The sequence below is a fragment of the Actinocatenispora rupis genome (genome assembly GCF_016861975.1).
GTDB classification, from domain to species: Bacteria; Actinomycetota; Actinomycetes; order Mycobacteriales; family Micromonosporaceae; genus Actinocatenispora; species Actinocatenispora rupis.
The window spans coordinates 384,598-403,555 of sequence record NZ_BOMB01000001.1 but is presented as its reverse complement, the minus strand read 5'-3'; the positions used below and the strand labels follow the sequence as shown (position 1 = coordinate 403,555).

General features: G+C 74.4%; 18 protein-coding genes. 10 read left to right on the top strand and 8 right to left on the bottom strand.

Annotated elements, in window-relative coordinates; translation table 11 throughout:
* The first annotated feature begins 143 nt into the window (after nucleotides 1-143).
* The 7 genes from Aru02nite_RS01820 (at nucleotide 144) to Aru02nite_RS01790 (ending at nucleotide 10,222) form a co-directional block, all read left to right on the top strand.
* On the top strand, nucleotides 144-1,280 hold the full coding sequence (locus Aru02nite_RS01820; RefSeq protein ID WP_203654312.1) for an exonuclease SbcCD subunit D: 1,137 nt from the start codon (nucleotides 144-146) through the stop codon (nucleotides 1,278-1,280).
* Entirely contained in the window at nucleotides 1,280-3,736 is a 2,457-nt protein-coding gene (locus tag Aru02nite_RS01815; protein ID WP_203654311.1) for an AAA family ATPase, read from the top strand. Before Aru02nite_RS01820 ends, Aru02nite_RS01815 begins: the two co-directional genes overlap by 1 nt.
* Nucleotides 3,737-4,148: 412 nt before the next feature.
* The gene (locus tag Aru02nite_RS01810; RefSeq protein WP_239076336.1) at nucleotides 4,149-5,126 is read left to right on the top strand and encodes a hypothetical protein; all 978 of its coding nucleotides are present in this window, start codon (nucleotides 4,149-4,151) and stop codon (nucleotides 5,124-5,126) included.
* On the top strand, nucleotides 5,123-6,034 hold the full coding sequence (locus Aru02nite_RS01805) for a DNA-3-methyladenine glycosylase family protein (RefSeq protein ID WP_203654309.1): 912 nt from the start codon (nucleotides 5,123-5,125) through the stop codon (nucleotides 6,032-6,034). The genes Aru02nite_RS01810 and Aru02nite_RS01805 overlap by 4 nt, the downstream gene beginning before the upstream one ends.
* A gap of 592 nt (nucleotides 6,035-6,626) precedes the next feature.
* Nucleotides 6,627-7,400, top strand: coding sequence for a WecB/TagA/CpsF family glycosyltransferase (locus Aru02nite_RS01800; RefSeq protein WP_239076279.1), 774 nt, complete (start codon nucleotides 6,627-6,629; stop codon nucleotides 7,398-7,400).
* Nucleotides 7,401-7,446: 46 nt separating this feature from the next.
* Nucleotides 7,447-9,327, top strand: coding sequence for an asparagine synthase (glutamine-hydrolyzing) (asnB, locus tag Aru02nite_RS01795; protein WP_203654305.1), 1,881 nt, complete (start codon nucleotides 7,447-7,449; stop codon nucleotides 9,325-9,327).
* A 13-nt stretch (nucleotides 9,328-9,340) separates the two neighbouring features.
* A complete protein-coding gene (locus Aru02nite_RS01790; protein ID WP_203654303.1) occupies nucleotides 9,341-10,222 on the top strand; it encodes a sugar transferase in 882 nt (293 codons plus the stop codon).
* A gap of 17 nt (nucleotides 10,223-10,239) precedes the next feature.
* Here Aru02nite_RS01790 and Aru02nite_RS01785 read toward each other — a convergent pair whose 3' ends face one another.
* The 4 genes from Aru02nite_RS01785 to Aru02nite_RS01770 form a co-directional block, all read right to left on the bottom strand.
* Nucleotides 10,240-10,608, bottom strand: coding sequence for a UCP033725 family protein (locus Aru02nite_RS01785; protein ID WP_203654596.1), 369 nt, complete (start codon nucleotides 10,606-10,608; stop codon nucleotides 10,240-10,242).
* Entirely contained in the window at nucleotides 10,605-11,756 is a 1,152-nt protein-coding gene (locus tag Aru02nite_RS01780; protein ID WP_203654301.1) for an SseB family protein, read from the bottom strand. Before Aru02nite_RS01780 ends, Aru02nite_RS01785 begins: the two co-directional genes overlap by 4 nt.
* 139 nt (nucleotides 11,757-11,895) lie before the next feature.
* Nucleotides 11,896-12,300 (bottom strand): VOC family protein, encoded by a 405-nt coding sequence (locus Aru02nite_RS01775; protein ID WP_203654299.1) that lies wholly within the window; start codon nucleotides 12,298-12,300, stop codon nucleotides 11,896-11,898.
* A 10-nt stretch (nucleotides 12,301-12,310) separates the two neighbouring features.
* Nucleotides 12,311-12,760: a helix-turn-helix transcriptional regulator gene (locus Aru02nite_RS01770; protein WP_203654298.1), complete on the bottom strand. Its 450-nt coding sequence runs from the start codon at nucleotides 12,758-12,760 to the stop codon at nucleotides 12,311-12,313.
* 139 nt (nucleotides 12,761-12,899) lie between these two features.
* On the opposite strand from Aru02nite_RS01770, the gene Aru02nite_RS01765 reads away from it, so the two are divergent.
* Both Aru02nite_RS01765 and Aru02nite_RS01760 read left to right on the top strand, forming a co-directional pair.
* Entirely contained in the window at nucleotides 12,900-13,970 is a 1,071-nt protein-coding gene (locus tag Aru02nite_RS01765; protein WP_203654297.1) for an ATP-dependent DNA ligase, read from the top strand.
* Nucleotides 13,971-14,046: 76 nt separating this feature from the next.
* Nucleotides 14,047-15,033, top strand: coding sequence for a malate dehydrogenase (locus tag Aru02nite_RS01760; RefSeq protein ID WP_203654296.1), 987 nt, complete (start codon nucleotides 14,047-14,049; stop codon nucleotides 15,031-15,033).
* A 50-nt stretch (nucleotides 15,034-15,083) separates the two neighbouring features.
* On the opposite strand, the gene Aru02nite_RS01755 is transcribed toward Aru02nite_RS01760, so the two are convergent.
* The 4 genes from Aru02nite_RS01755 to Aru02nite_RS01740 all read right to left on the bottom strand — a co-directional run bounded on the left by Aru02nite_RS01755 (nucleotide 15,084) and on the right by Aru02nite_RS01740 (nucleotide 18,102).
* Nucleotides 15,084-15,872, bottom strand: a complete 789-nt coding sequence (locus tag Aru02nite_RS01755; protein WP_239076277.1) for an aldo/keto reductase — start codon at nucleotides 15,870-15,872, stop codon at nucleotides 15,084-15,086.
* Between the two features lie 90 nt (nucleotides 15,873-15,962).
* A complete protein-coding gene (locus Aru02nite_RS01750; protein ID WP_203654295.1) occupies nucleotides 15,963-16,844 on the bottom strand; it encodes a Vgb family protein in 882 nt (293 codons plus the stop codon).
* Nucleotides 16,841-17,557, bottom strand: a complete 717-nt coding sequence (locus tag Aru02nite_RS01745; RefSeq protein WP_203654294.1) for a FadR/GntR family transcriptional regulator — start codon at nucleotides 17,555-17,557, stop codon at nucleotides 16,841-16,843. Before Aru02nite_RS01745 ends, Aru02nite_RS01750 begins: the two co-directional genes overlap by 4 nt.
* A gap of 113 nt (nucleotides 17,558-17,670) precedes the next feature.
* Complete coding sequence (locus Aru02nite_RS01740) at nucleotides 17,671-18,102, bottom strand: OsmC family protein (protein ID WP_203654293.1); 432 nt, start codon at nucleotides 18,100-18,102, stop codon at nucleotides 17,671-17,673.
* 65 nt (nucleotides 18,103-18,167) lie between these two features.
* Here Aru02nite_RS01740 and Aru02nite_RS01735 point away from each other — a divergent pair, with 65 nt between their 5' ends.
* A complete protein-coding gene (locus Aru02nite_RS01735; protein ID WP_203654291.1) occupies nucleotides 18,168-18,926 on the top strand; it encodes a crotonase/enoyl-CoA hydratase family protein in 759 nt (252 codons plus the stop codon).
* Nucleotides 18,927-18,958: the final 32 nt, after the last annotated feature.

Sequence of the window (18,958 nt, the reverse complement as noted above, 5' to 3'; positions counted from 1 at the left end):
GACGCGACGCAACCCACCCGTCGGGTGAGGGGTCCAACGCACTGTCGGACCCCTCGCCTATGGTCGGTCTCGCAGCCCGCACGGGCTGCCCCGGACGTCGCGGACGACGTACCGGCGCGGGACGGGGTCGGGGGGTCGGCACGGTGAAGATCCTGCACACGTCGGACTGGCACGTGGGGAAGGTGTTGAAGGGCCGGCCCCGCGTCGACGAGCACATCCAGGTGTTGGCCGAGCTGGTGCGGATCGCCGAGGCCGAGCGGCCGGACCTCGTCGTCGTCGCCGGCGACCTGTACGAGACGGCCGCGCCCGGCCCGGAGACGACCCGGGTGGTGGTGCGCGCGCTGACCGCGCTGCGGCGTACCGGGGCGGACGTGGTGGCGATCGCCGGCAACCACGACAACGGCGCCGCGCTCGACGCGTTGCGCGGCTGGGCCGACGCGGCCGGCATCACGTTGCGCGGCACCGTCCGCACCGCCACCGACCCGGTCGTCACCGGTCGCACCGCCGCCGGGGAGGACTGGACGCTCGTCGCCCTCCCGTTCGTCTCCCAGCGGTACGCGGTGCGCGCCACCGAGATGTTCGACCTGACCGGCGCCGAGGCCAACCAGACGTACGCGGACCATCTGGGTCGGCTGCTGGATGCGCTGACCGGCTCGTTCCGGGCGGACTCGGTGAACCTGATCGCCGGGCACCTGACGGTCGTCGGCGCGAAGACCGGCGGCGGCGAGCGCGAGGCGCACACCATCCAGGCGTACGCGGTGCCCTCGACGCTGTTCCCCACCTCCGCGCACTACGTGGCGCTCGGTCACCTGCACCGCCGGCAGGCGGTCCCCGGCCCGTGCCCCATCCACTACTCGGGCAGTCCGCTCGCGGTCGACTTCGGCGAGCAGGACAACACGCCCGGGGTGCTGATCGTGGAGGCCACCCCGACCACCCCCGCCCGGGTACGCGAGGTGCCGATCGCCGCCGCCCGCACCCTGCGTACGGTGCGGGGCACGCTCGACGAGCTGAAGTCGCTGGAGCCGGGCGACGCGTGGCTGCGGGTGTTCGTCCGGGAGAAGCCGCGGGCCGGGTTGCGCGAGGAGGTGCAGGAGCTGCTGCCGGGCGCGCTGGAGGTGCGGATCGACCCGGAGCTGGCCGCCACGCCGGACGCGCCGCGCCGGGTGAGCCGGGCGGGACAGAGCCCGCGACGGCTGTTCGCCGACTACCTGACCGAGGCGGGGCACGAGGACCCGGCCGTGTCGGAGCTGTTCGACCGGCTGCACGAGGAGGTCTCCTGATGCGTCCGGTCCGGCTCGACCTCGCCGGTTTCACCGTGTTCCGGGACGAGACGACGATCGACTTCGCCGGGGCCGACTTCTTCGCCCTGCTCGGCCCGACCGGTTCGGGCAAGTCCACCGTCCTCGACGCCATCTGCTTCGCCCTGTACGGCACGGTTCCGCGCTGGGACCACCTGCGGTCGGTGGAGAACGCGCTGTCCCCGTCGGCGTCGGAGGCCCGGGTCCGGTTGGTCTTCGAGTCGGCCGGCGCTCGGTACGTGGCGACCCGGGTGCTGCGGCGCAGTGCCCGCGGCAAGGTGACCACCACCCGCGCCGGGCTGGAGCGACTGCCCGCCGACTTCGATCTGTCCACATTGGACGGTGACGGTCCGGGCGGCGGCGAGCTGGGCGAGGTCCTCGCCGGTACGCCGACGGAGATGACCGACGCGGTCGCCGCCACCGTCGGCATGCCGTACGAGCAGTTCACCACGTGCGTCGTACTGCCGCAGGGCGAGTTCGCGGAGTTCCTGCACGCCAAACCGGCCAAGCGGCAGGAGATCCTGGTCAACCTGCTCGGCCTGCGCGTGTACCAACGGATCGCGGAACGCGCCCGGCAGTCCGCCAAGGAGGCCGACAGCGACGTCCGCGCCATCGACGCGCTGCTCGACGGGATGACCGACGCGACCGAGCAGTCCGTCGCCGAGGCCGCCGGCCGGCTCGACCAGCTCCGCGGGCTCGCCGAGGCCGTCGCCGCGGCCGTACCAGAGCTGACGGACGCCGAGCGCCGGGCGGCCGAGGCGCGCGAGGCGCTGGCCGACCTCGACGCCGAGGGCCGGCTGCTCGCCGGGATCACCGCGCCGGACGGGGTGGCCGAGCTGGCCGACGCCGCCGGACGGGCCCGGACCGGCGCGGCGGCTGCACTCGCCGCGGTGACCGACGCCGAACACGCCGAGGAACAGGCCGCCGCGGCGCTCGACGCCGCCGGCGACCCGGCCGTCCTGCGCCGCACCCTGGAACGACACCGCGAACGCGCCGCCCTCGCCGCCGAGGAGACCGGGCTGGCCGAGGCGGTCACCGCCGCCGAGCAACGCGCCGGGCAGGCCCGTACGGAGGCGGCCGCCGCGGAGACGGCGCTGACCGAGGCGGAGGCCGCGCTGGCCGCGGCGCGTACCGCGCAGACCGCGGCGGCGTTGCGGCCCGAGCTGGCCGTCGGCCACGACTGCCCGGTGTGCGCGCGCGAGGTCACCGAGCTGCCGCCGCCGATCGACGCGCCGCACCTCGCCGAGGCGCGCGCCGCGGTCACCGCCGCCCGCGACCGCCGGGACCGGACCGACCGCGCCGCACGGGAACTCGCCGGCACCCTCGCCGCGGCCACCCGGCAGCGCGAGCAGGTCGCCGACCGGCTCGCCGCGCTCACCGCCGACCTCGACGGTGCGCCCGACCCCGACACCCTCACCGGACGGCTCGCCGACATCGACCGGCTGCGGTCCGCGCAGACCGCCGCGCGTACCAGGGTGACGGCGGCGCGGCGGGACCAGCAGCGCGCCCGCGCCGCCGCGGACGACACCGAGCGGCGGCTGCGCACCGGCTGGCAACGGTACGACTCGGCGCGCGACGCGGTGTCCCGGTTCGGCCCGCCCACCGCCGACCGCGACGACCTCGCCGCCTCCTGGCAGGCACTGGCCGACTGGGCGGCAGAGGGCGCGGCCGCCCGCCGGGCCGCCCGCGCCGACCGGCTGGCCGCCGCGAAGCAGGCCGCCACCGCCGCCGACGCGGTACGGGACAAGGTCGGCGCGCTGCTCGACGAGTGCGGCGTGCCACGACCCGCGGACAGCGCCGCCGACGCCGGGGCGTACCAGTTGGCCGCGGCGCTGGCGGTGGAACGTGCCGAGGCCGGCCACCGCCGCGCCGCCGAGCGGTACGAGCAGGCCGCCGGGCTGCGCGAGCGGCGCGCCGGGCACGCCCGCGCCAACCAGGTGGCGAAGGCGCTCGCCACCCACCTCGCCGCGGACCGGTTCCAGCGTTGGCTGCTGACCGAGGCGATGGACCTGCTCGTCGACGGCGCCTCGGCGATCCTCCGCGAACTGTCCGCCGGGCAGTACGAGCTGGCGTACGAGGCGGGCGAGTTCTTCGTGGTCGACCACCACGACGCCGACCTGCGCCGGGCGGTGCGCACGCTGTCCGGCGGCGAGACGTTCCAGGCGTCGCTGGCCCTGGCGCTGGCGCTGTCCGAGCAGCTGGCCGGGCTGTCGACGACCACGACCAGCCTGGAGTCGATCATGCTCGACGAGGGCTTCGGCACGCTCGATCCGGGCACGCTGGACACGGTGGCGGCCACCCTGGAGAACCTTGCCGCCCGCGGTGACCGGATGGTCGGCATCGTCACCCACGTGGCCGAATTGGCCGAGCGCATCCCCGTGCGGTACCTGGTCCGCAAGGACGCCCGCGGCGCCCACGTCACCCGGGAACAGACATGACCCCACCCGCCCCCGGCGTACGCGAACGCCCCGGCGACACCGCGAAACCCAACAACCCCAACCGATCCGGCACCGTTTCCCGACCCGGCGTCGCCACGCGCCCCGACGGCCCCGCGCGAACCAACGGCACAAGGCAACCCGACGGCCCCGCGCGAACCAGCGACACAAGGCAACCCGACGGCCCACCGCGATCGGGCGCTCCCGGACGAGCCGACAGCTCCGGGTGGTCCGGTGTCCGCGCATGTCGCCGCGGCCCCGGGTGGTCCGGCGGCCTCGGGAAACCCGGCGCCACCGGCGGGTGCGGCGCGGGGCGCCGCGCGACGGGGCGCATCATCGGGGGTACGCGCCGGACCGCGGCCACGGTGGCCGACGGTTCCCGGCGACCGGGTGCGAGCCGGGGGTGGCCGTGGGTGTGAAGGTGCACGTCGACGCGTGGGACCCGTCGTACGGGCGGTCGTTCGAGGCGGACGCCGGCCCGGGTGGCGGTCCGGCGGCGGCGAGCAGCGCGCCGGTGGAGACCGGGGTGGAGCGTCCGGCGGCCGCCTGGTCGCCGCTGACCCCGGCGCCGGACGCGCGCCCGCCGCGGACGGTACTGCTGGTCGACGGCGTACGGCGGATCGACGCGCGGGTGTGGGTGGAGGACGACGAGGGCGTGGCCCGGCCGGGCGTCTGCGCGTCGTACGCGGCGGGGGTGGTGCGCTGCGACCTGGCGGCGGGCGTCGCCGAGCTGGGGTTGTCGGGGGTGTCGCACGGGCTGTTCGCGCCGGGGCCGTCGGTCGCGCCGCTGCGCGCGCACGCCACCGCCGTGTACCGGCCGCACCGGGTCGTGGGCGACGATCCGAGCCAGGTCGACGCCGAGCTGCAACGCCGGCTGTACGAGCTGGAGGTGCAGGTGTCGGAGCGGGCCCGGCGGGACGCCACGGACGACGAGCCGGACCTGCTGGTGGTCGACGGCCCGCTGCGCGGGCGCACCGCGCTCCCCCGGGCCCTGGGATATGCCAAGACGCACCACAAGCAGTACCTGGACGGGGAGCTGACGCGGGTGGTGACGAGCCTCGCGCCCAGTCAGCGCACCCCGTTGTTCCTGCTCGGCGGCCAGTGGCACCGCTACTCGTGGTACCTGCGGCTGCCGTGCGCGCCGGGCTCCCCGTGGTCGGGCATCGTCCGGCTGGAGTGCCCGGCGGACTGGCCCCGCCCGGACGCCGTGCGCTACGCGGACATCTCGGCGGTGACGCTGCCGCGGTTCGCGTCCAGCGCGTACAAGGATCCGCGGGCGCCGCAGAACCTGGTGCCGATCGCGGGGTTGGAGCGCCGGTTGCGCGCGCTGCTCGGCGATCCGCGGTTGCTGTTGCGCGGCCTGCGGTCGGCCGCCGCCCGGACCGCGGCATGACCACCCGCACCGTCACCCTCGCGGCGCCGGACGGTTACGACTTCCGCCGTACGGTCGGGGTGTTGTGTTGCGGCCGTTCGGATCCGACCACCCGGCTGGGCCGGGCGAACCTGTGGAAGGCGGTGCGGACACCCGACGGGCCCGGCACCGTCCACATTGGACACCGCGAGGGCACGCTGTCCGTTGCCGCGTGGGGCGACGGCGCCGGCTGGCTGCTGGACCGCGCCGACGCGCTGACCGGGCTGCGCGACGACCCGGCCGGCTTCCTGCCGCTGGCCCGACAGGACCCCGTGGTCGCGGTGCTCGCCGACGCGATGCCGGGCATCCGGCTGGCCCGTACCGAGCGGGTCTTCGAGGAACTGCTGCGCGCCGTGCTGGCGCAGAAGGTGACCACCGTCGAGGCGACCCGGTCGTACGCGGGGCTCGTGCGGCGGTTCGGCGACCCGGCGCCCGGCCCCGTCGACCTGCTCGTACCGCCGGCGGCGCGGACCGTCGCGGCGGCACCGTACTGGGCGTTCCATCCGCTCGGGATCGAACGACGCCGCGCCGACACCCTGCGCCGGCTCGGCACCGTCGCCGACCGGCTCGAACGTACGGTCGACGGCCCGCCCGCCGAGGCGTGCCGGCTGATGATGACGCTGCCCGGGGTCGGCCCGTGGACGGCGGCCGAGGTGTCCGCCGTGGCGTTCGGTGACCCCGACGCGGTGAGCGTGGGCGACTACCACGTCCCCCACCAGGTCGCGTACGCGCTGGCCGGCGAGCCGCGCGGCACGGACGCCCGGATGCTGGAGCTGCTCGCCCCGTTCCGCGGGCACCGCGCCCGGGTCGTCCGGCTCATCACGCACGGTTCGATCCGGGAACCGCGGCGGGCGCCACGCGCACCGATCCGCTCGTTCGCCCGCTTCTAGCCCGGCCCCGCGCGCCGGATCCGTCTGTCCGGACCGTTCCCCGCCACCGCCGGCGCGCCCGAACCGTCCGCCGGCATCGATCCCGCGCACCGTCCGACCGAGCCGCCGCACGGACGTGGCCGATCCGTTTGTCCACACGCGTTCCGGGCATCGAGGCGGGCAGGCGATCGGCGCGTCCGAACGAATCCGCAGGCACCCGAACGGCTCGTCGGGGACGTCTCGCGCGGGCGCCCGATCCACCCGTCCGGTGGACGCCGATCGGCCAGTCGTACGCACCGCGATCCGTCGCCGCCCGGGCGGGTGCGCGGGACCGCTCCCGTACGCCGGATCCCTTGTCAGCAGGCATTTCGGGGGTCTCCGCACCGCCCGCGTACGGGCGTCGGCGGGGTGCTCCGGCTGCGGCTTTCGGCACGGGCGGATGCGCCGTTCCCGCCGTGTCGGACAGCGCGCGCACGTACGCTGATCGGGCACACACATGGGGGGATGCGTGCGGCACGGTTACCCGTCTGTGTCGGAACCGGCGCCCGACCCGGCACGGGCGGGCCGCCCTCTCACGCCACCGCCCCACCCCGACCGGCGGAACGTGCTGGGGGTGCTCGTCAGCGTGGTGGACTACCGGCAGGTCATCGATCGGCTGGTCGACGCTGCCGTACGGCGCCGGCCACTGACGGTGACCGCGCTGGCGGTACACGGCGTGATGACCGCGGTGCACGACCGGGCGTACGCGGGGCGGTTGAACGGTCTGGACATCGTGGCGCCGGACGGACAGCCGGTCCGGTGGGCCCTGAACCTGCTGCACCGGGCGGGAGTACGGGACTGGGTCAGCGGCCCGGACCTGGTCGGCCGGCTGCTCGCCCGAGCCGCCGCCGACGACCTCCCCGTCTACCTGTACGGATCGACGCCGGACACCGTGTCCGCGCTGGCCACCAGGCTCCGCCGGCGGTACGCGGGGCTGCGGGTGGCGGGCGCCGAACCGTCGGCGTTCCGTACCGGGGGCGGGGTGGAGGTGGCGCGGTTGGCGGGGCGGATCGCCGGCTCCGGTGCGCGGATCGTACTGCTCGGCACCGGGTGCCCGCGGCAGGAGGTGCTCGCGTCCGCGCTCGCGCCGCGGGTGGCGTTGCCGGTACTGGCGGTCGGCGCGGCGTTCGACTACCACGCCGGGCGGCTGCGCCCGGCGCCGCGCTGGATGCAGCGGTACGGCCTGGCCTGGGTGGCCCGGCTGTGGCAGGAGCCGCGGCGGCTGTGGCGGCGGTACCTGCTGCTCGGCCCGGGATACCTGGCGCGGCTGCTGGCGCAGCGGGCCCGCGTGTACCGGCCGGCGCCGGTGCCGGCCGCCCGTGCCGCGCCGTCGTCGGTCCCGATCTGAACTCCGGGCGGGAGTGCGCGAGGAGACGCGGGCGGAGGTGGTTGGCGTGTGCGGAATCGCGGGGATGGTCCACCCCGAACGCGCGGTGTCGCCGCGCCGGCTGCACGCCATGTGCCGGGTGCTGACCCACCGCGGGCCGGACGACGAGGGCGTGTACCGGTCGGGCCCGGCGGGCCTGGTCGCGCGCCGGCTCGCCATCGTCGATCTCGCGAACGGCCGGCAACCGCTGGCGAACGAGGACGGCACCGTGCACGCGGTCGTCAACGGCGAGATCTACAACCACCGGGAACTGCGCGCGATGCTCGTCGCCCGCGGCCACCGGTTCGACAGCGGCAGCGACGCCGCGGTCGTCCCGCACCTGTACGAGGAGTACGGGGAGGGGTTTCCGGCGCGGCTGGAGGGCATGTTCGCGCTGGCGGTGTGGGACGAGCGGCAGGAGAAGCTGGTCCTGGCGCGGGATCGGCTCGGCATCAAGCCGCTGTACTACGCCAGCCACGACGACGGCCTGGTGTTCGGTTCGGAGATCAAGGCGCTGCACGCGGCCGGGGTGCCGCGGACCGTGGACATGCAGGCACTCAGCGACTACCTGTCGCTGATGTACATCCCGGGCCCGCGCACCGCGTACGAGCGGATCCACGCGCTGCCGCCGGCGACGACGCTGGTGTGGCGGCACGGCCGCTACCACGCCTGCCGGTTCTGGGACCTGTCGGCGGTGCAGCCGCGGCGCGACCTGTCACCGGCCAGCGCGGCGGCGATGCTGCGGCAGACGCTGCTGGCGAGCGTGGCCGCGCAGTACGACGCGGACGTGCCGGTGGGGTTCTTCCTGAGCGGTGGCCTGGACTCGGCGAGCGTCCTGGCGACGGCGCGGCGGCTGTGGCCGGAGCGCGAGCTGACGACGTTCTCCGTCGGCTTCGAGGACGCCTCGTACGACGAGCGGCGGCTGGCCCGGCTGGTCGCCGAACGGCTCGGCACCCGGCACGTCGAGGCGGTCGTGACACCGCGGCCGGAGGACGTGCTGGAGACGATCCTGCCGGCGTTCGACCAGCCGTTCGCCGACCCGTCCATGGTCCCGACGTACTACCTGTGCCGGCTGGCCCGGGAGTACGTGGGGGTGGTGCTCGGCGGGGACGGCGGCGACGAGCTGTTCGCCGGGTACCAGACGTACCTGGCGGACAAGCTGGCCCGGCCGTACCGGAACCTGCCGGGGGTGGTGACGCGGCGGATGGTGCCGGCGCTGGTGGGGCGGCTGCCGGCGTCGGGCGCGCGGACGCCGCTGGAGTTCCGGGCGCGGCGGTTCGCCGACAACGCGCTCGCGCACCCGGCGCGCAGCCACTACCTGTGGCGGGTGGTGTTCCGCGAGGCGCACAAGGACCGGTTGCTGACGCCGGAGGCGCGCGCGGGCCTCGACGACAGCTACCACACCCACGCGACGTACGACTACCGGCCGACGGCGTTCGACCCGCTGACGCACTTCCAGTACACCGACGCCAACGTGTACCTGCCGGACGACGTGCTGGTGAAGGTCGACCGGCTGTCGATGGCGAACTCCCTGGAGGTACGGGTGCCGTTGCTGGCGACCGACCTGGTGGAGTTCGCGTTCTCGTTGCCGGACCGGCTGAAGATGCCGGGATACCGGCCGAAGCGGCTGGTCCGGCGGGCGCTGTCGGGGATGCTGCCGGAGGCGACCCTGACCGCGCCGAAGCGCGGCTTCAACGCCCCGCTGCCCCGCTGGCTGTGCGGACCGTTCCGGCCGCTGGTCGACGAGTACCTGGGGCGGCAGACCGTGCAGCGACAGGGCTTCTTCCGGTACGACGAGGTGAACCGGCTGGTCACCGAGCACATGGCCGGGGCGGCGGAGCACGCCCGACAGATCTGGATCCTGCTGATGTTCAGCATCTGGGCCGATCGGCATCGCATCCAGCGGTAGGGGGGAGGCCCGGGTGTACCTGTGGCTGTTCGCCGGGCCGGCGGCACTGTCGGCCGTCCTGACCGCCGGTACGCGCCGGCTGCCGCGCGCCGCCCTCGGCGCCGACCGGCTCGCCGTACTGGTCGCCGTGCTGGTGTCCGCGCCGCTGGCGTGGTGGCGCGCCGGGCCGGTCGCCGCCCTCCTGCTCGTACCGGTCGCCGGGTTCGCCGGCGGCCTCGTCGCCACCGCGCTGCGCACCGGGCTGATCGAGTACAACACGGCGCCGGGGCGGGCGGTGCGCGAGAAGGTGCTGGCGTACCACCTGGACGTGCGGAGACGGCCGCCGCAACCGGCCAAGCGCGCGTTCGACGTGGTGGTCGCGACGATCGGACTCGCGCTCACGTTGCCGCTGTGGCCGGTGATCGCGGCGCTCGTCTGGCTCGCCGAACCGGGCCCCGTGCTGTTCATCAAGTACTCGGTGGGCCAGGGCGGGGTGACGTTCCGGCAGGTCAAGTTCCGGAGCATGCGGTACCGGGCGGAGCAGTCGACCGGCCCGATCGCGTCACCCGCCCACGACGGCCGGGTACTCGCGGTCGGCACGTGGCTGCGCCGCTGGCACCTGGACGAGATCAGCGAACTGCTCAACGTACTGCAGGGCTCGATGAGCCTCGTCGGCCCGCGCCCGCTGCGCACCGTGCTCGTCCAGTACGACCTGGAGCAGCTGCCCGGGTTCGCCGAACGGCACAGCGTCCGCCCCGGCATCGCGTGCATCGCGCAGATCCAGAAGTACAACCTGTCGGTGCACGAACGGCTGCGCAAGGACCGGACGTACATCCGGTGCATGTGCCTGGGACTGGACGTGCGGCTGCTGTGGATGGCCGCCGTCACCACCGCCCGCGGCAGCCGCCGGGCCTGAGCCCGCGCGAACCGGCGTCAGAGGCGGACCTCGTGCAGGTCGGTGACCTCGGTGCGCAGCACCCACGACTGGTAGACACCGCGGTCGAACCGGTCCAGGCCGAGGCGTTCCGCCCGCGGCGCCCGCCCCCCGGTGTACTCCACCCGCAGCCACTCCTCGTGCTCGGCGAGCACCTTCACCGGCTCGCCGCGCAACGCCCCCGCGGTGATCACGTACCCGAACTCGTCCAGGTCGGAGAACGAGACGATCCGCCGGTACCGGCCGCTGGCGACCGCCTCGAAGCCGGGCAGGTCACCCTCCCCGCTGTACAGGTGGGCGCCGCCGCTGCTCGGCGCCGCCTCGTACTCGGCGCCCCGCCAGCGGGCGTAGAAGCCGTCGCGCATCAGACCTCCCGTACCAGTTCCCGGTTGACGAGCCAGCGCTGCTCGTCCGCGTCGTACACGGCCATGAACCGGTGACTGCCGTCCGCGCCGATCCGCCACATCTCCGCCTGGTGCGGCAGCCGGATGCTGTCGATCTTGTACTCGGGGATCCGCAGCCGGGATCCCGGCACCTCACCGGTCCCCGAGAACGGCGGGTGCTCGACCACCCAGCCACCCGGCGTCTCGTCCACCGCCGACTCGTCCGTGCCACCGATCGGCACCCGGTACAGCTCCGACCGGTACGCGGTCCAGCGCAGTACGTGCACCGCGTCGTCGGTGACCGAGAACGGCGACCCCGCGTACGCCAGGCCCAGGTTCCGTACGATGTCCGGCACCGTCTCCAGTTCGGCGGCGTCCTGCCAGCGGTGCACGTAGCCGGCGACCCAGTCGTACCCCTTGTCGAGGTAGAAGCCGACCTGGTCCGGCGGGATCACCTTCTGCATGACCGTCGGTACCGGATCGGTGTCCGGCTCCTCCGCCTCCACCGGCGCGGCCGGCTCGTCGGCGGCGTACCGCGGCGGCCAGTCCCGCGGCGGCTCCTCGGGTACCTCGGCCGCGGGCGACACCGGGCGACCGGCACGCTCGCCGTCCAGATCACCGGCCGGCCCGTCGTCCAGTTCGTCGGCCAGGTCGTCGTGGTCGTCGGTTTCGGCGCCGGTCGTCGCGGCGGCCGGAGACGCCCCGACGGGGTCCGCGGCGGGCGGGTCCGGGTCGGCCGGCGGCAGCGGCACGGTGTCCTGCACCCCGAACTCGCCGCCGGCCATCTGCCGGATCAGGCTGGCCGGCAGGTGCGCGGCCAGCGGCAGGCCGGGGTCGACGACCAGCGACCAGGCCGGGTCCGGCCACGCCGCCACCAGGTCGCGGAACGCGACCGCTCGACCCCCCTCGAACTGGCCGGTCGTGGAGACCGCCATCGCCGCCGGCGAGGTGTACGCCGCGACGAACGTCTGCCCCTCGCTGACGACCGTCGGCCACGCGTCGACGACCGTACCGCCGACGGGCAGGACGAGGTCGGCGGCCGCGAGCAGCCGCAGGTACGTCTCCTGGTCGCCGGTCGCCAGCGCGGCACGCATCCGGAACTCCAGCTCGTTCACCGGCTCGAACTCAGCCACCGTCGGCCCTCCCCCTCGTCGCGCGTACTCGACTCGGACAACGAACCGCCGCGCTACGAGGTTGCTCCACGACGCGTAGTGACGCTCATCGCGGCCGGGACCGGCCCGTACCGACCGGTGTCGGACGGGCCGTGCACCCTCAGGCCTGTTCGATCCGGAGGAAGTTGCCGGCGGGGTCGCGGACGGCGGCGTCGCGGGCACCCCACGGCTGGCTGACCGGCTCCTGAAGTACCTCGGCGCCCGGGGTGGCGGCGATCTTCTCGAACGTCGCGTCCAGATCGTCGGTACGGAAGTGCAGCGGGCGCAGCTCGCCCTTCGCCAGCAGCGCCGCGATCGTGTCGCCGTCCTGCTGCGAACGGCCCGCGTGCGGCTGGGAGAGCACGATCTGGATCTCCGGCTGGCTCGGCGCGTACAGCACGATCCAGCGGAAGCCGTCGTGCGCGACCTCGTTGCGTACGGTGAGGCCCAGGGTGTCGCGGTAGAAGGCGAGCGCGGCGTCGGGATCGTCCACGAGCACGTGCACGGTGCTGATCGAAACGGTCATGCATTCGACCCTAGACGTGCACGGACGCCGATGTTTCTTCAAAACTGCCGGACCGCCGGGCGGGCTTGCGCGGCCGGGTCACCACCATCACCTGGCAGCCCGGCACCACCTGCAACTCGCTGTGGTCGCGCGCCCGGTAGGCGCTCGGCGTCTCCCCCACGACCTGCGTGAACCGGGCCGAGAACGAGCCGAGACTGGTACAGCCGACCGCGAAGCAGACGTCCGTCACGGTCATGTCACCCCGGCGCAGCAGCGCCGTCGCCCGCTCGATCCGCCGCGTCATCAGGTACGAGTAGGGCGTCTCCCCGTACTCGTCGCGGAAGCGCCGGCTGAAGTGCGCGGTGGACATCAGCGCGGTACGGGCCAGCGCCGCCACGTCCAGCGGCTCCGCGTACTCCCGGTCCATCCGGTCGCGGGCCCGCCGCAGCCGCCGCAGTTCGTCGAGGTCCAGCGCGCACATGACCTCATTGTGCGCCCCGCCGGGGCACCGGTCCGCGGCGCGATCCCAGCTCAGCGGCCGAACGAGGGAGGAACCGGGCCGAAGCGCCCGACACCGCAAAGCCCCCGCCGTACGAGCGCGGCCGTGGACAATGGTCGGCATGCGACTGCCCGTGATGCCGCCGGTGAAACCGATGCTGGCGAAGGCCGTGAAGGACATCCCGGACGGCGAGCTGAGCTACGAGCCGAAGTGGGACGGGTTCCGTTCGATCATCTTCCGGGACGGCGACGACGTCGAGATCGGCAGCCGGAACGAGAAGCCCATGACGCGGTACTTCCCGGAGCTGGTCACCGCGTTCCGGGAGCAGCTGCCGGACCGGTGCGTGGTGGACGGCGAGATCATCCTGGTCGGCGAGTCGGGCGACCGGCTCGACTTCGACCAGTTGCAGCAGCGCATCCACCCGGCGGCGAGCCGGGTGAAGCTGCTGTCGGAGACCACGCCGGCCCGGTTCGTCGCGTTCGACCTGCTGGCGCTGGGCGACACCGACTACACCGGGCGACCGTTCGCGGAGCGGCGCGAGACGCTGGTCGACGCGCTGTCCACGGCGGCGGCGCCGGTGCACGTCACCGCCACCACGTACGACCGGGACGTCGCGGCGCGCTGGTTCCAGCAGTTCGAGGGGGCGGGGCTGGACGGCATCGTCGCCAAGCCGCTGGCCGGGACGTACCAGCCGGACAAGCGGACCATGTACAAGATCAAGCACGAACGCACCGCGGACTGCGTGGTCGCCGGGTACCGCCTGCACAAGAGCGGCCCGGACCGCATCGGCTCCCTGCTCCTCGGCCTGTACGACGACGCCGGCGAGCTGATCAGCGTCGGGGTGATCGGCGCGTTCCCGATGGCGCGGCGGCAGGAGCTGTTCACCGAGCTGCAGCCGCTGGTGACCACGTTCGACGACCACCCGTGGGCGTGGGCGAAGCAGGAGGAGGGCACCCGCACTCCGCGCAACGCCGAGGGCAGCCGCTGGTCGGCCGGCAAGGACCTGTCGTTCGTACCGTTGCGGCCCGAGCGCGTCGTCGAGGTGCGGTACGAGCACATGGAGGGCGTCCGCTTCCGGCACACCGCGCAGTTCGCCCGCTGGCGGCCCGACCGGGAGCCCCGCAGCTGCACGTACGAGCAGCTGGAGCAGCCCGTCTCGTACGACCTGGCGGACGTGCTGTCGGCGCGTTGACCTGCCGCGGGCGGTCCCGGACCGGCGAGTAGCATCCGCGCTGGAGTACGGAATCCTGCGAACGGAGTGAGCACACATGGCCCAGGCGCCTGTCAACGTGACCGTCACGGGAGCGGCCGGTCAGATCGGTTACGCCCTGCTGTTCCGGATCGCCTCGGGTCAGCTGCTCGGCGCCGACACCCCGGTGCGGCTGCGGCTGCTGGAGATCCCGCAGGCCGTCAAGGCTGCCGAGGGCACCGCGATGGAGCTGTCCGACTGCGCCTTCCCGCTGCTCGCCGGCATCGACATCACCGACAACGCCAAGCAGGCGTTCGACGGCGCGAACGTGGCGCTGCTGGTCGGCGCCCGCCCGCGTACCAAGGGCATGGAGCGGGGGGACCTGCTGGAGGCCAACGGCGGCATCTTCAAGCCGCAGGGCGAGGCCATCAACGCCGGCGCCGCCGACGACATCAAGGTCCTGGTGGTCGGCAACCCGGCCAACACCAACGCGCTGATCGCCCAGCGGCACGCGCCGGACGTACCGGCGGAGCGGTTCACCGCGATGACCCGGCTGGACCAGAACCGCGCGCTGGCGCAGCTGTCCGCGAAGCTGTCCGTACCGGTGACCGAGATCCGCAAGATGACGATCTGGGGCAACCACTCCGCCACGCAGTACCCGGACCTGTTCCACGCCGAGGTCAACGGTCGCACCGCCGCCGAGCAGGTGGAGCGGGAGTGGCTGGCCGATGAGTTCATCCCGACGGTGGCGAAGCGCGGCGCGGCGATCATCGAGGCCCGTGGCGCGTCCTCCGCGGCGTCCGCCGCCTCCGCCGCCGTCGACCACGTGTACGACTGGGTCAACGGCACCGCCGAGGGTGACTGGACGTCCGCCGGCGTCGTCTCCGACGGGTCGTACGGAGTGCCCGAGGGCCTGATCTCGTCGTTCCCGGTCGTGTCGAAGAACGGCGCGTGGCAGATCGTGCAGGGCCTGGAGCTGGACGAGTTCTCCCGCGGGCGCATCGACGCCTCGGTACGGGAGCTGGCCGAGGAGCGCGACGCGGTCGCCAAGCTCGGCCTGATCTGAGCCACCACGCGCGGCGCCGGTGCCCACCCGGGTACCGGCGCCGCGGCGTGTCAGGCCGTTGCCATGCCGTCGATCGCGGCCATCTCGTCGTCGGTGAGGGTGAAGCCGAAGACGTCGACGTTGGCCGCGATGCGTTCGGGCGTGACCGACTTGGGGATCACGACGACGCCGTGCTGGAGATGCCAGCGCAGGACCACCCGGGCCGGGGTGACACCGTGCGCTTCCGCCGCGTCGACGAGCGGGTCGGCGGTCAGGTTCGTGGCCCGGAACGGGCTGTACCCCTCCAGTACGACGCCGCGGTCGCGGCACTCGGCGAGCCGGGCCGCGTCGTACAGGGCGGGGGCCCACTTGATCTGGTTCACCGCGGGCGCCACGCCGGTCGCGCCGATCAGCTCGTCGAGCTGCGTGGTCGCGTAGTTGCTGACCCCGACCGCGCGGGCCAGTCCCTCGTCGCGGGCGGCGATCAGCTCGCGCCACACGTCGGGACGGGCCGAGCCGCCCGGCGGCCAGTGGATCAGCCACAGGTCCACGTACCCGGTGTCCAGCGCGTCGAGGCTGCGGCGCAACGTGTCCCGGGCCTGGTCGGCGTGGTCCGGCGGCAGCTTCGTGGTCACGAACACCTCGCCGCGGTCCAGCCCGCTGTCCGTGACCGCCCGCCCCACGTCCTTCTCGTTCCCGTACGCCGTGGCGGTGTCCACGTGCCGGTAGCCGGCGTCCAGCGCGGTGGCCACCGCCCGGTACGCCTCGTCGCCGCGGGCCTGCCAGGTGCCGAACCCGAGCAGCGGCATCTCCACGCCGCCGGGCAGCGTCACGGTCCACCCGTTCGCCTGCGTGCCCATCGTTGAACCGCCCCTTCCTCTCGTCTCCTGCCGCCCATCGTCGCCGCTCGCCCGGCGTCCCCGCCCGCGAAACGCCGGTACCGGGCCCGGTCAGGGGGTGACGCGGGCGAGGGCGCCGATCTCCAGCGCCGCCCACACGTTGCCGTCCGGGCAGACGGTGAGCCCGTGCGGCTCCGCCCCCGGCGTACGCAGGTCGTAGGAGGTGGTGGTGCCGTCGGCGGCGAGCCGGCCGATCCGGTTGCCGGCCCACTCGGTGAACCACGGCGTACCGGCGGCGTCGACGGTCACCGCGTGCGGCCGCCCGGCCGGGTCCGGCAGCGGGTACTCGGTGATCCGCCGGTCGGGGTCGATCCGGGCGAGCCGGCCGGCGCCGATCTCGGTGCACCACACCACGCCGCCCGTCCCGGCGGTGATCCCGACCGGCGCGGCGCCGGCGGTCGGCAGCGGGTGCAGCGTGAACGCGCCGTCGGTGGTGAGCCGGCCGATCGCGTCCGCCCGGTTCAGCGCGAACCACAGCGCGCCGTCGCCGCCGGCGGTGATGGCCGCCGGGAACCCGCCGGCGACCGGGAGCGGATGTTCGGTGACCGTGCCGTCCGGGGTGATGCGGCCGATCCGGTCGGCGGCGCTCTCGGTGAACCACAGCGCGCCGTCCGGCCCCGCGACGATCCCGTACGGCCCGCATTCCGGTGTGGGCACGGGGAACTCGGTGACCGCGCCGTCGGTGCCGATCCGCCCGATCCGGTGCGCCGCGTACTCGGTGCACCAGAGCGCGCCGTCCGGGCCCGCGGTGATGGCGGTCGGCCCGGAACCGGGCGACAGGGCGACGCTGGTCGGTCCGTCGCCGGCCGGCACCAGCCGACCGATCCGCCCGGCATGCACCATCGTGTACCACAGCGCGCCGTCCGGCCCGACCGTCACCGCGTACGGTCCGGCGTCGGCGTCCGCCACCCGGTACTCGTCGACCGCGGTCACGACGCACCCGCCGCGGGATCGGCGGCCAACCGGTCGGCGACGACCCGGCGTACGTGGTCGAGGTGGCGCTGCATGAGCGTGCCCGCCGCGCCGGGGCGGCCCGCCTCGATCGCGGCCAGGATCTCCCGGTGCTCCTCGTGGTCGCGGGCCCGGTCGTCGAAGATCCGCAGGATCTCCTGCTGCCCCACGCTGTTCACGCTGGCCAGCGCCTCGATGACGCCGGCGAGGACCCGGTTGCCGCTGGCCGCCGCCACGCCGCAGTGGAACCGCATGTTCAGCCGGTGCAGCGTGTCGTCGTCGTGTTCCAGGTGCTGCCCGGCCTCGGCGAGCAGCCGCCGCAGCGTACGCACCGAATCGGTGTCGCGCCGCCTGGCCGCGCGCCGGGCCAGGTCCGGCTCGATCAGCGCCCGCGCCTCCAGCAGCTCCACCAGACGCTGCCCCTCCACCGGCGACTGGTACGGGTTGGGCAGGAACACGTCCTCGATCGTCGAGCCGACGTAGATCCCGGACCCGTGGTGGATCTGCACCGCACCGGTCGCCTGCAACCGCGCCAGCGCCTCCCGTACGGTCGGGACGGCCACGGCGAACCGTTCGGCCAGCGCGCGGGCGGACGGCAGCCGGTCGCCCGCCGCCAGCCCGTCGTCGTGTACGAGCCGCAGGACCCGTTGCACCAGCGCGTCGGTGACGGTGGTGCGGCCCAGCTCCTCGCCCATCGGCACTCCCCCGTACTGCCACCGCGTGGCACCCAGTATCGCCCTGCCGGCGTGTCCCGTGGACGTACCGGCGGCCGGTCGTCCGGTGCAAACGGCGGCGGCGTGCGACCGGTTCAGTCGTCGGTCGCGACGTGCATCGTCACGTCCGCGCCGAGCTGCACGGTGCGGCTCACCGTGCACAGCCGGTCGTGCGAGGTGCGTACCGCCTCGGGCAGCAGGGCGCGGGCCTTGTCGCCGCCCTCCCCCGCCGGGAACCCGACCCGGAACGTGACCTCCAGGTTCGTCATGTGGTTGCCCTGCTCGTCACGGATCTTGTCGCCGGTGGACGCCACGGTGAACGACTCCGGTTCGGCCCGCCGCGAGGTCAGGATGTCCACGTCGATCGCGGTACAGCCGGCGATGGCGGCGAGCAGCAGCTCGACCGGGGTGAAATCGGTGTTCTGCCCGGACCCGATGGTGATCCGGCCGCCGCGCACGTTCTCCACGTCGTACTGCTGGCTGCCGGTGCGGGTGAGCGACACCGAGCGTTGCGTCTCTTCTGCCATGCCGCCAGCCTGTCACGCCGGAACGGATCCCGCGGTGAGACGTGCCCGACGCCTACGATGGCGCGATGGTACGGGTGGAGCGGGACGGTCCGGTGTGGACGGTGGTGATCGACCGGCCGGAGGTGCGCAACGCCGTGGACCGGCCGACGGCGGAGGCACTGGCGGCGGCGTTCCGGGAGTTCGACGCCGACCCGACCGCCTCCGTCGCGGTACTCACCGGCGCCGGCGGGGTGTTCTGCGCCGGCGCCGACCTGCACGCGTACGGCTCGGACCGGGGCAACCGGGTCGCGCCGGACGGTGACGGTCCGATGGGGCCGACGCGGATGCGGCTCGGCAAGCCGGTGGTCGCCGCGGTGGAGGGCCCGGCGGTGGCCGGCGGCCTGGAGCTGGCGCTGTGGGCCGATCTGCGGGTCGCGGCCGAGACCGCCGTGTTCGGCGTGTACTGCCGGCGCTGGGGCGTACCGCTGATCGACGGGGGCACCGTACGACTGCCGCGGCTGATCGGCGAGAGCCGCGCGATGGACCTGATCCTCACCGGCCGCCCGGTGCCCGCCGCCGAGGCGGAACGCATCGGCCTGGTCAACCGGCTGGTACCGGACGGCGGGGCGCTGCCGGCAGCCCTGCGGCTCGCCGCCGAGCTCGCCGCGCTGCCGCAGACCTGCCTGCGCCAGGACCGACTGTCCACTCTGGACAGTCACGGCGTGGCCGAGGACGTGGCGCTGCGCACCGAGTACGAGCACGGGCTGGTGTCGCTGGCCGACGCGGGGCCGGGGGTGGCGCGGTTCGCCGGTGGCGCCGGCCGGCACGGCACCCCCGCCACCTGACCCGCGCGCCCGGCGCCGGCGCGCCGAAGCGG